Source organism: Paenibacillus ginsengihumi DSM 21568 (assembly GCF_000380965.1).
Classification (GTDB): domain Bacteria; phylum Bacillota; class Bacilli; order Paenibacillales; family NBRC-103111; genus Paenibacillus_G; species Paenibacillus_G ginsengihumi.
On record NZ_KB905584.1, the window covers coordinates 1 to 16414 of the forward strand.

Annotated in this window: 16 protein-coding genes; 2 read left to right on the top strand and 14 right to left on the bottom strand. The window is 57.2% G+C overall.

From position 1 onward, the window contains the following. The 11 genes from F591_RS0117220 to F591_RS0117275 all read right to left on the bottom strand — a co-directional run. Positions 1-767: Rpn family recombination-promoting nuclease/putative transposase (locus F591_RS0117220; RefSeq protein ID WP_245581065.1), on the bottom strand; the 767-nt coding region annotated here is incomplete at its 3' end. A gap of 235 nt (positions 768-1002) precedes the next feature. Next, positions 1003-1731 carry an amino acid ABC transporter ATP-binding protein gene (locus tag F591_RS0117225; protein ID WP_019535860.1) on the bottom strand — a complete coding sequence of 243 codons (729 nt, stop codon included), beginning with the start codon at positions 1729-1731 and terminating at the stop codon, positions 1003-1005. 14 nt (positions 1732-1745) lie between these two features. Next, positions 1746-2417 (bottom strand): amino acid ABC transporter permease, encoded by a 672-nt coding sequence (locus tag F591_RS0117230; protein WP_019535861.1) that lies wholly within the window; start codon positions 2415-2417, stop codon positions 1746-1748. 32 nt (positions 2418-2449) lie between these two features. Beyond that, a complete protein-coding gene (locus F591_RS0117235; protein WP_019535862.1) occupies positions 2450-3241 on the bottom strand; it encodes an amino acid ABC transporter substrate-binding protein in 792 nt (263 codons plus the stop codon). 433 nt (positions 3242-3674) lie between these two features. Then, positions 3675-4187, bottom strand: coding sequence for a GNAT family N-acetyltransferase (locus F591_RS0117245; RefSeq protein ID WP_019535864.1), 513 nt, complete (start codon positions 4185-4187; stop codon positions 3675-3677). A gap of 74 nt (positions 4188-4261) precedes the next feature. Then, positions 4262-4414: a hypothetical protein gene (locus F591_RS31535; RefSeq protein ID WP_019535865.1), complete on the bottom strand. Its 153-nt coding sequence runs from the start codon at positions 4412-4414 to the stop codon at positions 4262-4264. Positions 4415-4433: 19 nt separating this feature from the next. Continuing rightward, the gene (gene purB / locus F591_RS0117255; protein WP_019535866.1) at positions 4434-5813 is read right to left on the bottom strand and encodes an adenylosuccinate lyase; all 1380 of its coding nucleotides are present in this window, start codon (positions 5811-5813) and stop codon (positions 4434-4436) included. A 3-nt stretch (positions 5814-5816) separates the two neighbouring features. After that, the gene (locus F591_RS0117260; protein WP_019535867.1) at positions 5817-7187 is read right to left on the bottom strand and encodes an MmgE/PrpD family protein; all 1371 of its coding nucleotides are present in this window, start codon (positions 7185-7187) and stop codon (positions 5817-5819) included. Between the two features lies 1 nt (position 7188). Then, complete coding sequence (locus F591_RS0117265; RefSeq protein ID WP_019535868.1) at positions 7189-8355, bottom strand: amidohydrolase; 1167 nt, start codon at positions 8353-8355, stop codon at positions 7189-7191. Positions 8356-8622: 267 nt separating this feature from the next. Further along, positions 8623-9063, bottom strand: coding sequence for an FAD-binding protein (locus F591_RS30535; RefSeq protein WP_083935527.1), 441 nt, complete (start codon positions 9061-9063; stop codon positions 8623-8625). Between the two features lie 142 nt (positions 9064-9205). Beyond that, the gene (locus tag F591_RS0117275) at positions 9206-9988 is read right to left on the bottom strand and encodes a class I SAM-dependent methyltransferase (RefSeq protein ID WP_019535870.1); all 783 of its coding nucleotides are present in this window, start codon (positions 9986-9988) and stop codon (positions 9206-9208) included. Between the two features lie 447 nt (positions 9989-10435). Between F591_RS0117275 and F591_RS0117280 the strand changes: the two genes are divergently transcribed. Beyond that, a complete protein-coding gene (locus F591_RS0117280; protein ID WP_019535871.1) occupies positions 10436-11419 on the top strand; it encodes a cation diffusion facilitator family transporter in 984 nt (327 codons plus the stop codon). Positions 11420-11605: 186 nt separating this feature from the next. Then, positions 11606-12076 (top strand): glutathione peroxidase, encoded by a 471-nt coding sequence (locus tag F591_RS0117285; RefSeq protein WP_019535872.1) that lies wholly within the window; start codon positions 11606-11608, stop codon positions 12074-12076. 222 nt (positions 12077-12298) lie between these two features. Here F591_RS0117285 and F591_RS0117290 read toward each other — a convergent pair whose 3' ends face one another. The 3 genes from F591_RS0117290 to F591_RS0117300 are packed head-to-tail and all read right to left on the bottom strand — an operon-like array spanning position 12299 to position 16266. After that, positions 12299-13783, bottom strand: a complete 1485-nt coding sequence (locus tag F591_RS0117290) for a sulfatase (RefSeq protein WP_019535873.1) — start codon at positions 13781-13783, stop codon at positions 12299-12301. A gap of 50 nt (positions 13784-13833) precedes the next feature. Beyond that, on the bottom strand, positions 13834-14865 hold the full coding sequence (locus F591_RS29645) for a LacI family DNA-binding transcriptional regulator (protein ID WP_019535874.1): 1032 nt from the start codon (positions 14863-14865) through the stop codon (positions 13834-13836). Positions 14866-14907: 42 nt separating this feature from the next. Further along, complete coding sequence (locus tag F591_RS0117300) at positions 14908-16266, bottom strand: MFS transporter (RefSeq protein ID WP_019535875.1); 1359 nt, start codon at positions 16264-16266, stop codon at positions 14908-14910. Positions 16267-16414: the final 148 nt, after the last annotated feature.

A 16414-nucleotide genomic window follows, 5' to 3' on the forward strand; every position in this document is an offset into this window, starting at 1 on the left:
CCCTCGAGTATGCCCTCCAGCCTGCCTTTGCGTTCAATATCATCCAGGATTTTTTCCAGTCCCATAACAGACACCTCTCCTTTCACATTCCGGATTAATTTCTGCAAATGCGGCTCCTTAGCCGGCAATTTTTGACTTAAAATATTCGCCATCCAAGCGGTAAATTGCTGCTGACTTTCTTCCGGCAGCTGTCGGATCGTATGCATCAGCTTGCCGAGCCGGGCCAGCAATTGATCCTGGTCTTCCGTTTGGTCCAGCAAAAACACGGAACCGATCGTATTGGACAACGATAATAGCTCTTCTTCCGTATATCGGGCAACATCAATCAGCAAATATTCAAAATCAAGCAGTTCCGGACCGAACAGTTCTTCATTGGCCAGCATCCCTCGAAATTGACGGCTGGCACTCCACGGTCTCTTTCCATTATACAATACAATCGGCACTATGGGAGGAAGCCGAAACGATTTTCCGGCAACCTTCTTCTTGTCCTGTTCTTTCATCAGGTAGCGCCAAATTTCAACTTGATAAATCAGCAGACGATACGGCATGAGGAAATCTACTTTGGACTGCATCTCCAGCAGCAAATAAAACACCACATCTTGACCGTTGAGTTTCACCCGATAAACCAGATCCGCTTCCTTGCGCTTGAAGTCTTGGAGAATAAACGAATGGGTAATTTCTTCAACGTTCGTTTCATCGATCCGTTCTACCCATCCCTTATGGATAAAGGATCGGAGCAGCTCGACAAAGAGCTTCTTGCTGGACAACAGAAATCGGTATGACGTATCGTGCCGCGGATGAACCGCATCGCGTTCGTCGGACTCCATTTTGCATCTAGTTCTCCTTCCCATATCTTTTCCTTAATTATATCGGCTGCGATCGTCGTTCTTTCTACCTGTTATCTGAGGAAATTACAACACTAATAAATTCACTCCCTTCTATCAATATTTATCATCGAAAAAAAGACCTCCCTCCCTATGGGAGTTCGGTCCTAAAGTCAAGTCAAAAATTTTTAAGAAACTGCTTCGTGCGTTCCTTCTGGGGATGGTTGAAAAATGTATCGGGAGGGCCTTGCTCGACGATGTAGCCGTCCGCAACGAACACGATTTGATCCGACACCTCGCGGGCAAAGTTCATTTCGTGCGTAACGATGATCATGGTCGTGTCCATCTCCGCGATCGATTTGATGACCTGCAGCACTTCTGCGACAAGCTCCGGATCGAGCGAGGAGGTTGGTTCGTCGAATAAAATGGCATGCGGCCTCAGCGCGAGCGCGCGCGCAATGCTGACGCGCTGCTGCTGGCCGCCCGAAAGCGTCGCAGGGTAGTTGTCCTTCTTGTCGGCCAACCCGACCTGCCTCAACAGCTCCATGCCGAGCTCGTCCGCTTCTTTCTTCGGCATTTTTTTCACGACGATGAGCGATTCCGTCACGTTTTGCAAGGCCGTTTTATTTTTGTACAAATTGTAGTTTTGGAATACCATCGCAGTCTGCGCGCGCAGCTGCTGAATTTCCTTGCGCGTACAGCTTTCCGCGTTCAGCTTCGCGCTTCCGATTTCAATAATTGCGGTATCAGGCTTCTCCAGAAAGTTCAGGCAGCGAATCAGCGTCGATTTTCCCGAGCCGGAAGGGCCGATAATCGACAGAACTTCCCCGTCCTTCACTTCGAGATCGATGCCTTTGAGGACCTGCAATCCTTTAAAGCTTTTGGTTAAGTTAGCGACTTTGATCATGAGCTATTCAACCTTTACGTACGGTATGGGCGTTCCAAATATTTTTCCAACAGCTGCTGCAAGTAAGTATACACGACGATCAGCACCCAATAGATCAAAGCGACGGCCAAGTAAGCTTCAAAGAACCGGAACGATTCCGCCGCTTGCATCTTAGCTTCCGCGAAAATTTCCACGACGCCAAGCGTAAAGGCGAGGGAAGTTTCCTTAATCAGCGAGATAAAAGTATTGCCCGTGCCCGGAAGGGCATTGCGCAGCGCCTGAGGCATGATGATGCGCCGGTACGCTTGAAACTTCGTCATGCCCCCGGTCAAGCAAGCCTCCATCTGCCCTTTATCCACCGACAAGAAGGCAGCGCGAAAAATTTCCGCCAGAAAAGCGGCCTGCTTGATCCCGAGCCCGATAATAGCGGCGGTAACTGCATCCATCGCTGTAAAAAATGGAAACAGCTGCGGCAACCCATAGTAAATCAGGAACAGCTGGACCAGCATCGGGATGGAGCGAAAAAACGAAATATAAACGTCGGCCAGCGACCGAAGAATCAAGCTGGAGCTGTTCCGCATAAACGCAAGCACGAGTCCGACCGCCACTGCGATGACCATCGCCACGACGGCCATCAGCAGCGAGATCGGAATGTACTTCACGATTTTGCCCAGAACTACGATAATATAAGAAGGATCAAAATTCATGTCGAATCGCCCGCTCTCTGCTCACGGTACTATTATTCCGCTTTTACCGTAATGTCTTCCCCGAAGTATTTTTCGGAAATTTGCTTCAGTGTGCCGTCGTCTCTCAGTTTTTGGATCTCGGCGTTGATCTGCTCGATCAGGGCCGCATTCTCATCCTTCTTCACGAACGGAAATCCGACGTCCTCGTAATGAAACGGTTCGCCGACGAATTTGAGCGGCAGGTTCTGCTTCTTGATCTCGGCCAGCAAGGACGACTTGGCATTCACGTAGCCGTCAACCCGCTTGTTCAGCACATCGTTTTGCGCGCCGTCGCGATTTTCGTACGTCCGGACCTTGATTTCGCCCTTCGTATCGAACTTCTCCAGGTTTTTCACGTTTTGCGAGCCGAACACGCCGGCTACCGTTTTGCCTTTCAGATCGTCCAGCGTATTGATGTTCGTATTGTCTTGATGCGTCACGATCGTGACCCCGGCATAGGAATAAGGAATCGAAAAATTGTACTTGGCTTTCCGTTCTTCCGTTACCGCGACGGCGTTAGCGATCGTATCGATTTTGCCCGTTTCCAGCTGTCCTAGCAAACCGCTGAAATCGGAATTCGTCCACTCCACGGAATAACCGAGGTTGGCGGCGATCTTCTCAATGACTTCCACGTCGAAGCCCACCAGCTTGTCTCCGTCTTTATAGCTGTTCGGATACGACTGTCCCGTCGCTCCGACGCGGAGCACTTTCTTCTCCTCCGCCCCGCCGGCATTCGAGCCGGAGCATGCGGAGACCATCAAGACGAGCACAAAGGCGAGCGTTAAAGACAACCATCTTTTCATCATCTGAATTCCCCTTTTTTCGCTATTTTTCTACAATACTAATGTTTATCCATTATATATATCCCTATCCGGACAGTCAACATTAGGACGAAGGACATCGGCCATTTTTCCGGGAGCGAAGGCAACGGCCGATGATGAGAAATCGTTCGCCATAGGCGTCTATCCTGAAAAATTCGGCAATATCTCACGAGCCGAATTTCCAACACCGAAGGTGACGACCGCAGGACGAAGGAAGCGCTCGTCATTGGCGTCTATGTCGAAAATTGGGCGGCGATCCATCGACAAATTTCAACAAATTCGCCTTCCCGGACGAGCCCGCTCTCCTTTATCAGCCGGAACCGGGGCTGCGGACCGGGGCATGGCGGCCGATCTGATCGATAACCGGGTTGCGCGGCGCCTCGAATACAGGGAGCCCCGGCGACAGCAAAGCGGTCCATTAGCGGTCTGCCGGCTTCGCCATATCCGGGATGAGTATTTTTTTCATGAAAACCGTAATATGTCCTTTCCCCAAATCTTTCGAGCCCTCGATCTCGTATCCGCGGCGCTTATACATGTCGATCAGCCAAGGATGCTTGTCAGCGGTGCCGAGCGAAACGGCCGGCGCCTTCAAGGTGTCCCGGACGAACGCTTCCTCGCACCAGGTGATCATTTCGCCCCCGATGCCCTTCCTCCCGGCATCCGGATCGCTCGCAAACCACCAAAGATGGGGCAGGCCGAACGGTCCCGGCGAAGGTCCCCACGGCATTCTGACCGAGATCGTGGAAACGATTTTTCCGTTCTCCTCCATCACGAAGCATACGTTTTCCCGGATATTTTTCTCCACCAAAGCCAAATCCGCCGTCGCCGCGGCGAAGTTGATGCCGAGCTGGCGAATCGGCTCATAAGCCCGCAGCGACAAATCGAGCACGACGGGTGCGTCGTCCAAAGTTGCCATACGAAAATCAGCCATGTTGTTGTCCGTCCTCCTGCTGTTTACATCCCTACGAACGTCGCCCGGTCTCCGGTGCGGACGGGCGGGTTCGTTCAGGTAGCGATGATATACGTATCCTGCCCGGCGCGCACCTTCTGTACCGCGCCAAGCCTAATGAAGATGCGGCAAATCCAAACTCCCTGCTTCACGCTCCGGCCGCCCGGGGCGTTGCCGGTCGCAGCGGGGCAGCGGTCAGCTCGCCCCATGCAATCTCGCACTCCCCGCCTACGGCTGCTCATCCTCGCGCAGCCAGCCGCTCGTCTCCGCGGCGGCCAGCACCCGGTCTACCGTTTGCGGAGCCGAGCCCAAATACGTGGACGGGTCCATCAGCCGCTCCAGCTCTTCCGCGCCGACCGCTTCCCGGATACGGGCGTCGGCCGCCAGCACATCGCGGAACGGAATCCCCTCTTCCACGCTTTTCATGCACAGCTCGTACACGACCTCATGCGCGGTCTGCTTGCCCATCGGCTTGGCCAGCGCAAACATGACGCGCTCGGACAAGAGCAGCCCGCCGAGCCTATTCAGGTTGCGCAGCATATTTTCGGGCTTGACGACCAGACCGGCCAGGATCGCCCTCGCATTCGCCAGCTGGGCCGCCAAGTAAATGCAGCTCTCCGGCAGCGCGATCCACTCCCCGCGCCAGGACATCGCGTCGCGTTCATGCTCGACGATCATCGATTCCTGCACGAGCGCGGTGTTGTAGCGTATCGGCTTGGTGAGACTGGCGAGCCCTTCCAAGGCCGCCGGATTCCGCTTGTGCGGCATGGTCGAGGAGCCGATTTTTCCGGAGGTGAACGGCTCCTCCACCTCATCCAGTTCGGTGCGCATCAAATTGTAAAACTCGTTGCCCATCTTGCCGAGCGTGCCGCTGATCATGCCGAGCAGGCCGGCGTATTCCGCCGAACGATCCCGGGACGAGTGCCAGCTAATATTCGGCGCCTTCAAGCCGAGCCGTTCCATCGTCAGCCGCTCCACTTCCGGTCCGAGCGGGCCGAAGGACGCGTAAGTGCCGACGCCGCCTCCCATCACGCCGGTAAATACCCGCTCTTCCGCTTCGCGGAGCCGGTCGAGATGGCGAATCGTCTCGTCGAGCAGCACGGCCACCTTGAAGCCGAACGTGGTCGGCAGGCCCTGCATGCCGTGGGAGCGGCCGGCCATCGGCGTTTCCCGATGCTCGCGCGCCAGGCGCGCCAGCTCGCGGGCGACGGCGCGGAGATCGCGAACGATGATCCGGTGAGCTTCCTTCAGCTGCAGCATCATCCCGGTGTCCACAATGTCCTGCGTGGTCGCGCCGTAATGAATCCATTCGCCGTGCTCCGGGCCGCACAGCTTCTGCAGCGCCTTCAGCGTCGGCATCAGCGAATGCTTGACCTTCAGCACTTCCTGGGCGATTTCCTGAATGTTCATCAGCTCGACCTTCGCCTTCTCGGCAATGACGGCTGCCGATTCGGCCGGGACGAGTCCTAGTTCCGCTTCCGCAAGCGCCAGGGCCGCTTCCACGTCCAGATGCTTCTGCAGACGGTTCTCGTCCGACCAAACCTTACGCATCTCCGCGGTTCCGAAATTGTTTTGAAGCATGATCATATCGATAACATGTGACGGCATGTCTTATACCTCCTGGATGTTCTGGATGTCGGGGATAAATGAGTGCATATCGGCCAGCTGCTCCAAGCGCGCGATCTTGCCGGGCATGTCCTGCCAAGCGGCGGGAAGGCCGCGGGAAGCGTCCGCGTATTTGGCGGCCCGCTCCTCCGGGGACAGCGGGCGCCCCGGCGCCCCCCGCGGGCAGTCTACCCGCTGCGTAAGGGTCGATCCGTCAGCGAATGAAACGGTGACGATCGTAAACCGCCCCTTCGGCATCGCGTCCGGCGCGGGCACGACGCTTGAATCGTAACGCCGCCGCACCTTGGCGGCAAGCGCCACAAGCTCGGGGCGAAGCGGCTTGTCGGCGAACGTGCCGATGCCGAGCTCTCCGTCCGCCAGCGCCGCCGCGACCACGTACTCCACGCTGAAGCGCCCCTCCACGCCCGTCGTCGGCTCGCGGACGATGAGCGCCGCGTCTCCCCCGGGCGGGAAGGTGACGGTCACTTCTTCGATGGCGGTTATATCCGGCATACGGGAAGCCCGGATCGCCAGCGCAGCGTCCGCCGCGTGGTGGGACGCCGAGCAGCACGGATACCGCTTGAACCATAAGCCCGGACGGACGATTTGCCACGGCTCTCCCCAGCCTTCGACCGCCAGCTCCGGTCTGGCGTCTTCGCCGCCGAATACGGCGAAGTAGCCGAGCCGGCCGCCAAGCGGCTCTGCCGCCCCGGCGATCCCCGCCTCCGCCAGCCGCATCGCCAGGAGGCCGGCGCGGGCGGCCAGTCCTGCGTGCAGCGGCTTGACATCGGTGCCGAAATGCGCCCTGATGCCGCCGGCCTGCGTGGCCGCCAGTCCAATCGCCTGGGCGGTCGCCTGGACGCTGAGCCCGGCGAGACGGGCGCACGCGGCGGCAGCCGCCACCGCGCCGAGCGTGGCGGTGCTGTGCCAGCCGGCCTCATAGTGGCTGCGGCCGAGCGCCAGGCCGAGCCTGCACATCGTCTCGACCCCGACGACATAGGCCGCCAGAAAATCCGCGCCGGACGCGCCCCGCTCCTCCGCTTCCGCCAGCAGCGCGGACAAGATGACGGCGCTGGGATGGCCGCGGACGCTCTCGTGCACGTCGTCGTAATCGAGCGCATGGGTCAAGTAGCCGCTCACGAGCGCGGCATCGAGCGCCGGAAGCCGCCCCGGCCGCCCCGGCACAGAAGCGCGTCCGGCCCCTTGGCCGAGCGCCGCGGCGATCCGCTCGGCTCCCTGATCGTCCCTCGCGGCCAACACGGACGCCAGCCAGTCCAGCACGCCGGCGCGAGCAGCCTCGCAAGCCGGCGCGTCCTGCAGCGGATCGGAGCCGACAACCCGCTCAGCCAGCTGCCTCGTAATCGCCTCCGGACTCATCTCAACCGATCTCCTTCAGCGCCAGCACGGCCGCTTCCGCGAACAGGGACGCGCTGATCGCCAGCGCGTCTTCATTCAGCGTGAACTTCGGGTGATGCCACTGCTCCGTCCCGCCGGTTCCCATCCAAATAAAGCAGCCCGGCACGAGCTCCTGATACAGGGCGAAATCTTCGCCGCCCATCGTCGGCACCGCCTCCGCCACCTGGAGTCCTTGAGCGTCAGCCGCCGCGCGCATGATCTCGGCCATGTTCGCGTCGTTGTTCACCGCCGGCAGCATCGCCGTCCACTTCAGCTTCGCCCTGGCCCCGTACCCGGCGGCGACGCCTTCGACGACCCGCTCCATCTGCCCGGGAATGCTCGCTCTAGCCTCCGGCTGGAACGTTCTCACCGTGCCTTCCAGCACGCCCGTGTCGGGAATGACGTTCCACGTCGATCCGGCCTGCAGCTTGCAGACGCTGACGACGGCGGAATGGTGCGGGCTGGCGTTGCGGCTGACCAGCGTCTGCAGCGCGGTCACGATGGCGCTGCTGACGACGACCGGATCGACGGCCGATTCCGGCATCCCCGCATGTCCTCCCTTGCCCTGCACCTCGATTTCGAAGCGGTCCACCGACGCCATCAAGGGGCCTGTCCGAATGCCGACCGTGCCGACGGGCAGCTCCGGCTTGTTGTGCATGCCGAACACCGCCGACACGCCTTCCAGCGCCCCCGCCGCAATGACCGCGCGCGCTCCGACCGCCAGCTCCTCCGCCGGCTGGAACAAAATGCGCACCGTGCCGCGAAGCTCGCCTGCCCTCTCCTTGAGCAGCGCCGCCGCGCCGATCATCGAAGCGGTATGAAAATCGTGGCCGCAGGCGTGCATCTTCCCGGGAACGGTCGACGCGAACGGCAGTCCCGTCTCCTCCTGAACCGGCAGCGCGTCGATATCGGCCCGCAGCATAATCGTCGGCCCCGGGAGCTCTCCCTTCACCTCAGCGAGCACGCCGGTCGGCAAGTTCAGCTCAAGCAGCCGAATGCCCAGCTCCTCCAGCCAGGCGCGAATGCGCGCAGTCGTCTCATGCTCTTCATTGGAAAGCTCGGGATGCAGGTGCAGCTCCCTTCGCATCTCAACAAGCTTCGGTTGAAGCTTCGCTGCCTGCTCCCGGAAGAAGTTCGATATCGTTGTCATGTGCCCAGCTCCTTATGAGATTAGTCGGTATTCGCAGCCAGAAGTTTTTTCGCCGTCCTCATGGCCGGTTCGAGCCCGAGCAGCCCGTCCGGCGCGGGCAGCCTGCAGGAAGACCTTCGCCAGAGCGCTTCCGCAAAAATCAACGCTTGCCCGCATGGTCGTAGAAAGCGAAGGTGCCGTCCAGCTCATCCGCGATATAACGCAGCAGATCGAGGACGGACATCCTTTCCCGGCAAGACGCCGCTTATGCGCGGGGACGGCGCCGCTTCAGCCTGGCGATCTATGCTCGCGCAGCTCCAGCGCTTTTCCCTCATATCGATTATATACCAAAGAAGCCTCTCTTGCTCCCTCTTGTTCGACATTTCCTTCGCATCGCCGCCAGCCGCTTCTCCGCCCGCTCCAGCCCGGCCGCCGTTCGGGCAGCGCCCGCCCGGCGCTGCAGCTAGCGACTGCAGCTCCGCCCAGCCTGTCTGCAGCTTCACCGCTCCGGAAGCGGCGCCGCGGCTTATGAGGCTGCGCATGCGCTCCTGCGTACGGCGCCAGGGTGCCGATCGCCTCTGTCCCGGCGGCGAGGCCTAAGCTGCGGCGCTGCAGCTCGCCTTTTGTCAATACAGCCAGACAGGCCCCTTGCTCCGCCGCAGCGTATGCTGCGCGGAGCCCGGCGCCTCCGCTACCGATGATGACGACATCGTATCGTTCTCTAGCCATTGCTATAGATTATCGTCTGGATCGTCGCTTTTTCTAAATCTGTAAAGTGTATCGGAATAGTATGAATTGAATTCGATTCTATATTAGAACCTGCTTGCTGTCAATCTATTTCTTTGCCGCCTCCCTCGTGCGGGAGCAGCATTCATGATCGACGGACTGCTTGAAAATAGACGGCTTCGCCTGTAAAACCAGCCAGCTTGCCGGCCTCGTTCGTTTCTATCGAAAAGTAATCCTTGATTTCTTCCGTCGCCTGCAGCAGCTTCTGTTCGAGAGCCTCTCTTGCTTCAGCCGGCAGTCCGGCCCGCTCGCACCAGTCCTGGTATTGGAACGGTTTCGGAAAACGGACGGCCATCTCTGTGCGAAAGCCCGTGAGCTCAAGCAAGCGGAACCATTCCGACGTTTTCCATGCACGGACGTGGCTCGGGTCTCTTCGCTTTTCGATATCGTTATAGAAATGATCCAGGGCGTCATGCTCCGGCGCGACATTGTCAATCAATAGCAGCTTGCCTCCCGGCTTGACGACGCGGAACGCTTCGCGCGCGAATGCCGGCACATCGGGGAAATGATGCGCCGCGATCCGGCAAGTCACGAGATCGAAGGCAGCGTCCGCGAAAGGGAGATGCTCCGCGTCGCCGTTCACGAATTCGACATTGGTATGGCCGTTCCCTCGAATGAATTCGGCGGCGGCGGCCAGCATCTCCTCCGTCAAATCGACGGCTGTCACGCGGCGAACAAGCGGAGCGAGTGCTTTCGCCACATGGCCGCCTCCGGTGGCAATATCCAGCACGTCCATAGTCCGGTCCGCTTGCGAGCAGGAAACAAGCAGCGCTAAATCTTCGCCCTTGGCATGCCTTGTGCTGGCAACGTACTTGCCGGCGTTTGCAGCGAATTGCTGCCGGACCTTGTTTTTGATCCTGTCTTCCATGTGTATCCCTCCTCCAGGAAAGCGAATGCCGAAATGTAATGTGCCGTTGGAGAAAGACAGCGAATCGCTTCTTTTTGTTTCATTAAATGAAACCTAATACCACATAGTGAAATACACTTTAAGCATATCACATATTTTCCCAAGTGTAAATCCGCTTCTAAACTGCCCTGTCCGCTCGCCTCCTCTTCCATCAGCCGACTCTTAGGTGAACGGCTCGCTGAAGCCCTGCTTCGCTCATCCAGGCCGCTTGTCCTAAAGGCAGGCTGCGGATCGAATAGCACGTGCATCATTTTTCCTGCTGCAGGGCATGATAAATTCAAAGATGCGCCGGGAGATGAGCGAGCAATGGCCAAAATCAGGTTGACACCCGGATTCGGAAGCGAATATAATAAGCTTAACGATAACATATGAACAATTGATCATGTATTATATGAGGAGGTAACCCATATGTCTGGACATCATCGCGATCACGGTCATGACCATGGACACAGCCATGTTCATACTGACAATCAGAAGGTGCTTCTGATCTCATTCCTGATGATTACAGCGTACATGATCGTCGAGGCGGTCGGGGGCGTCATCACGAACAGCTTGGCTCTATTGTCCGATGCGGGGCATATGCTGTCCGATTCCTTCGCGCTGGCGATCGCCTTGCTCGCCTTCATGTTCGGAGCCAAAGCCGTGAGCACGGGAAAAACATACGGTTACAGGCGGTTTGAAATTTTGGCCGCCGTCCTGAACGGAATTACGTTGATCGGAATTTCCGTCTATATCTTTTATGAAGCGATGGAACGTTTTACGAACCCGCCGGAAGTGGCCACCTTCGGCATGTTAGTGATTAGCGCCGCCGGTTTGCTGATCAATGTGCTGGTCGCCTGGTTCATGATGAGAGGAAGCGATACGAAAAATAATCTGAATATGCGCGGGGCGTATTTGCACGTGCTCAGCGATATGCTGGGATCGATCGGAGCGATAGCCGCAGCTCTGGCCATGATGTTCTTCGGCTGGGCCTGGGCAGATCCGCTGGCCAGCGTCATTGTCGCGGCGCTTGTGCTGCGGAGCGGTTATTATGTCACCAAGTCTTCCCTGCATGTCTTGATGGAAGGCACGCCGATCCATATCGATTTGAACAAGATCGTCGAGGCGATCAAGCGGGTGGACGGCGTCAATGGCGTCCACGATGTGCACATCTGGTCCATCACCAGCAGCATGAATGCACTGACCGCTCATATTGTCGTCGACGGAGACAAGACGATCTATGAAACCGAGGCGATTTTGCAAACGATCGAGCACATGCTGGAGCATCAAGGAATCGCCCACGCGACGCTGCAGGCCGAATCCGAACGGCATGCCCATGACAGCTCGATTTTATGCGCCGCCAAAGTTAATAGGCCGGATACGGATGCGCATGCCCATCGCCATCATGGATAGATGCGATTAACGAGACTGAGCAGCGCTATTTTAGCAGGCCTGACCCGGGATACAATGAACCGCTCGCGCATCGTCTCCTCTCTCACCTGAGGCGGTGCCTGGCGGGTCCGCTTTTGACTTCTCCTGTGACATGGCATACTATTTAGTGGTTCAGAAAATTCAAAAAAAAGAAAGGCGGACTTGCACATGTCAATATATGATTTTCCGGTCACCACGATTCGCGGCGAGCAAACGACGCTGGCCGAATACAAGGGCCAAGTGCAGCTGATCGTCAATACGGCGAGCAAATGCGGTCTGACGCCGCAATACGAAGGGCTGCAGAAGCTGTACGAGAAATATAAAGAACAGGGCCTGGTCGTGCTCGGCTTTCCGTGCAATCAATTCAAGGAGCAGGAGCCCGAAGGCGCGGCAAAAATCGAGGAGTTTTGCAAGCTCCATTACGGAGTTACGTTCCCTATGTTCGATAAAGTCGACGTCATCGGAGACAACGCCCATCCGCTGTTCGCCTATTTGACAAGCCGGGGGCCTGCCGAGCAATTCGATATCAAATGGAACTTCGCCAAGTTTCTCATCAACCGCGACGGCGAAGTCGTCAAGCGCATCGACCCGCAAGTTACGCCTGCCGAAATCGAAGGAGATATTCAAAGCCTGCTGTAGCCGCAGCGGGCTCGCTTCCACAGGATCAGCTTTGAAAACAATTTGTTCGTTTCGCTCATCCGTCATCATTTCCGCCTCGCAAGCTGAATCCTTCGGACGGCCAGAGGTAACTAAGAAAGGGGGGCGCCTTGCGGCTCCCCCTCTTCCAATAGCATCATTCTACTGAAGGAGCGCAGGTGACGCCGATGACGATAGGAATCGTGTCATAGGCGTCTTCTTGCCTCACGATGTAGCATGCAGGCCCAATCGGGCGTACTGCTCCGCAGGCGCATCGTTGGCAGCCATAAGCTCCTTGAGCATCCCGATCATCCGCTGCTCCGCCTCCGCATCCTGCAGCGGGGCTTGCTGATACGGATCGCTCGCCAGGTCATACAGCAGCGTGCCGAAAGAGTGCGAAAGGTTGTAGCTCGTCGCGCTCACTTTCAGCGTCTGCACCCCTTTGGTGAAGGAAAACGGTTCCTGCAAGGAGAGATGTCTCAGCTCCTCAACCGAGAAGCGGCTTCTCATGTGCGTTGGCATGAGCGTATAGTTGTACAGCGGGGAATTGTCCTTCGAGACCGGAGCCCGCATATAGACGTACCGGCCGTCCGTCACGTTGACATGCCCGCCGTGAATGCCGAACAGCGCCCCGTCCCGCACTTTGCGGTCGCTGGCGATCGTATCCCGCAGCGCTTTGCCCTGCATGTCCGGCGGAATCTCGACGCCGAAATAATCGAGCAGCGTAGGCGCCAGATCGATCGTCTGCACGAGGCTTTGCCTGCGTTCGTTCCGCCTGCCGCAGCGCGGGTCCCAGATGAATAACGGAATATGGGCAATCTCGTTGTAAAACGGCATCAGGCTTTTGGCCCACCAATCGTGTTCTCCGAGCAAATACCCGTGGTCGGTATTGACGATCAGCATCGTATCCTTCCACAAATCCAGTTCGTCCATCAGATCGAGCACCTGGCCCAAATAGGCGTCGCACATGCTCAGCAGCGCCGCGTATTCGTATCGGGCGTGATCCACGACGTCCTTCGGCTCCGTCACCGGTCCGTAAGGCGGCCAGTCGAAATGCTTCCCGGAATAGTCATGCGGGTACAAATCCCGGTATTTTTGCGGCGCATAAAACGGCTCGTGAGGGTCGAACGTCTCGATCTGCACGAACCACCGGTCTTCGCGATAATTGCTGCGGATAAATTCCATGCCCTTCGCCATCGTCCGGGCTTGCGGAAAATCCGCCTCCTCCTTGATATATTGGCGATTGACGCAATCCTGACGGATCAGCTGCCTCATGATCGCCGGCATCCGCTCCGCACCCTCCATGGCTGGATGCTGCGGCTCGGCAACCTGCCCTTTCCAGGGGTCCCCCTCCTGTCCGCGCACGAGCTCATACGAGCTGTACCGCGTATGGTACGTTGCTCCCCCGTCCTCCCAATAGTGCTGATGATCCGAAACCAGATGGGTGTAGACGCCGCTCGTCTTCAGCAGCTCCGGCATCGAGTCGTCGAACGGCTCCATCGGCCCCCAGCTGCGGTGGAGGAAATTGTATCTGCCGGTATGAAGCTCTCGCCGCGCCGGCATGCACGGCATACTGCCCACGTACGCATGATCGAAGGTGACGCTCCTCTCGGCCAGACGACGGAAGTTCGGAGCGTGCGTCCACTCGCAGCCGTAAGGCGGGAGCATGTGCCGGTTTAACGTATCGAACATCAGCATGATTGCTTTCATAATCGCTATCCTTCCTTTTTGCTTATAGTTAAAGGATGGACAGGAACGAATTACTTCCGGACCGCAACGGACCCGCGCCTGATAATTTCCGGGGTCACGACGATTTGCCGATTGTACGTTTCTTTGTCTTCCAAATATCCGAACAGCAGCCGCGCCGCCTCCGTAGCCATCCGATAAACCGGCACATAGGCGCAGGTTACGGCCGGATAGCATTGTTCCCCGTCCTTGAAATGATGCTCCTGCGAAACGATCGAAATATCTTCGGGAACGCGCTTGCCGATGTTGTTCAAGTAATTGATGGTAGGCTGCACCTTGCTGAAGTCCATGATCAATAGCCCCGTCGGACATTCATTCCCGGCGAACATCCCGGCCAGCATCTTCATATAGGAATCGAGATCCGCTTCGCATGAGCGAACGTCCACCTTGAGCTGCCAATCTTGCACATGCTCCCGGTACTGCGCCACAATCGGAGAAATATCCTGGTTAGATAAGCCCAGTACGGCGATGTCCCGGTGGCGGTGCTCATACAGATGGTCCAGGCATTGCCAAATGTTTTGCCGCAGCTGCGCGTACACGTTCAGCCCGCGGTCCTCGACCATTTTTTCGCCGACATACACCATCGGGGCCTCGCTTTCGATCAGCCCGAGAAACGGGGCATCCGCTTTCGGCGCGCTGCCGAACAGCAGCCCGTCGATTCTTTTTTGCTTCAGAAAGTTCATATATTGCGGAACCCGCGCTCCGGACCGATGAGCCCGCTCTTCGTTCGGCTCGTTGATCAGCAGCAAATGGTACCCTTTATCCATGGCCACTTCGTTGGCCCCGCGAATGAACTCCATCAAATAGCTGTTGCTGTAAGCGAATAACGCGCTGTGCATTCCGGGAAAATACAAGCCGATCAGCATCGTCCGATGCTTGGCCAAATTTTGCGCGGTAATGCTCGGGACGAACCCGAGAGCTTCCATCGCCCGGTTGACTTTCATTTCCGTTTTGCTGCTGACGTATCCGCTTTTGTTGATGACTCTGGACACTGTGGAGATCGAAACTCCGGCTAATTTCGCCACATCGTATATCGAAGCGTTCATAGGGCCTCACCGTTTTTTGGTACCAGTATAGCAAATATTTCTTCAAGCATGAATGGCGGATTCGGCCGAACGCTCGTCATCCCCTTTCGGGGGCGAAATGTTGTAAAATTGCAAAGCGACGATCGTGCCGATATAGGCGATCAACGGCACTCCCGCATACAAATACAGAATGACCCGGAGCACTTCGGGATTCTGGACCTGTCCCGCGACGTATCCGACGGCCCCCAAAATAAATCCTGCCATTACGCCGCCGATCGCCGAGCCCAGCTTGTTGACGAATACGATCGAGGACGTCACCGTTCCCGCGCCTTCGATTCCCGTCTTCCGCTTCCCGTACTCCACGCAATCGGGAATCATCGCCCATACAATCGCCCCTGAGAACGGGCCCAATACCGTTTTGACGATGGATGCGATAAATAGCACGAGCACGTTCTCGTAAGGAGTCAAAAGAATGATCAGCGTCGGAACGACGGATGCCAGGCTGCCGTACAGAAACACGTTTCGCTTCCCGATTTTTTTGGCGAAATACGGAATCATCGCGTACATCGGGGTGGACAGCAGAAGTCCCCACAGCGAGATTTGCGAGTACAGCTGCACATTGTTGACATTATATTGCCAAAAGTACACGGCAACCGTCGAGTTGGTCGTCGTCGCCGCCAGGTTGAGAAACATCGAAAACATCAGAATCAGCAAAGGCTTGTTCTGCACGATCAGGCTAAGCTGCGTCTTGAGCGGCGGATGCTGGTGCTCCGCATGCCGCGGATCTGACTGCACGTCGTGCCGCTTGACTCCGCTGGCGCAAATCCAGAAGGACGCCACGGCGATGATGCCCAGGATGACCGCGGTCGTCAGCCACCCCTGCCGGCCGCTTCCGAAGAAGGCGACCATCGGCAGAACGGCAGCCGTCACAACGATTTGCGCGGGCAGCGCCATGAATTGCTTCGCGGATGCGATGGCCGTCGTCTGATTCGCGTCCTTGCTCATAACCGCCGTCAAAGAGTGGTAAGGGACGTTGACGACGGACGAAATCAAGGAATAGCACAAATACGTGAACGCGGCGTAAACGATTTTGCCCGAAGCGTCCAGTTGCGGGGCAGTGAACAGCAGGATCGTCACGGCCGCCAGCAGCGGCGACCCGAAAATCAGAAACGGCCGGTACTTCCCCCATCTCGTATTCATCCGGTCAGACAGCATCCCCATCACGGGATCGAACAATGCGTCCAAAATTCGGACGCCCAGAAACAACGTTCCGACCGCCGCCGGCGAAACGCCGAAAACGTCGGTATAAAAATACATGAGAAAAGAAAGCTGCAAAAAGAATAACACATTGGAGCCGAAGCCCCCGAAGGAATAACGGATTATTTCGCTTTTTGTCGCCAGGCCGGGTTTGATTCCGCTCATTGCCATCGTCTCCTCTGTCGGTTGCAATCGTTCGCAAAATTAGGGTAACCGTTCGTCGTGTTTCTTAACTGTCCGCCGAAGTCTTCACCATCCTTTGTAGAAGCGCTTCCACATCGATCAAAAAAATAAATCCAAGGAGCCATTATGC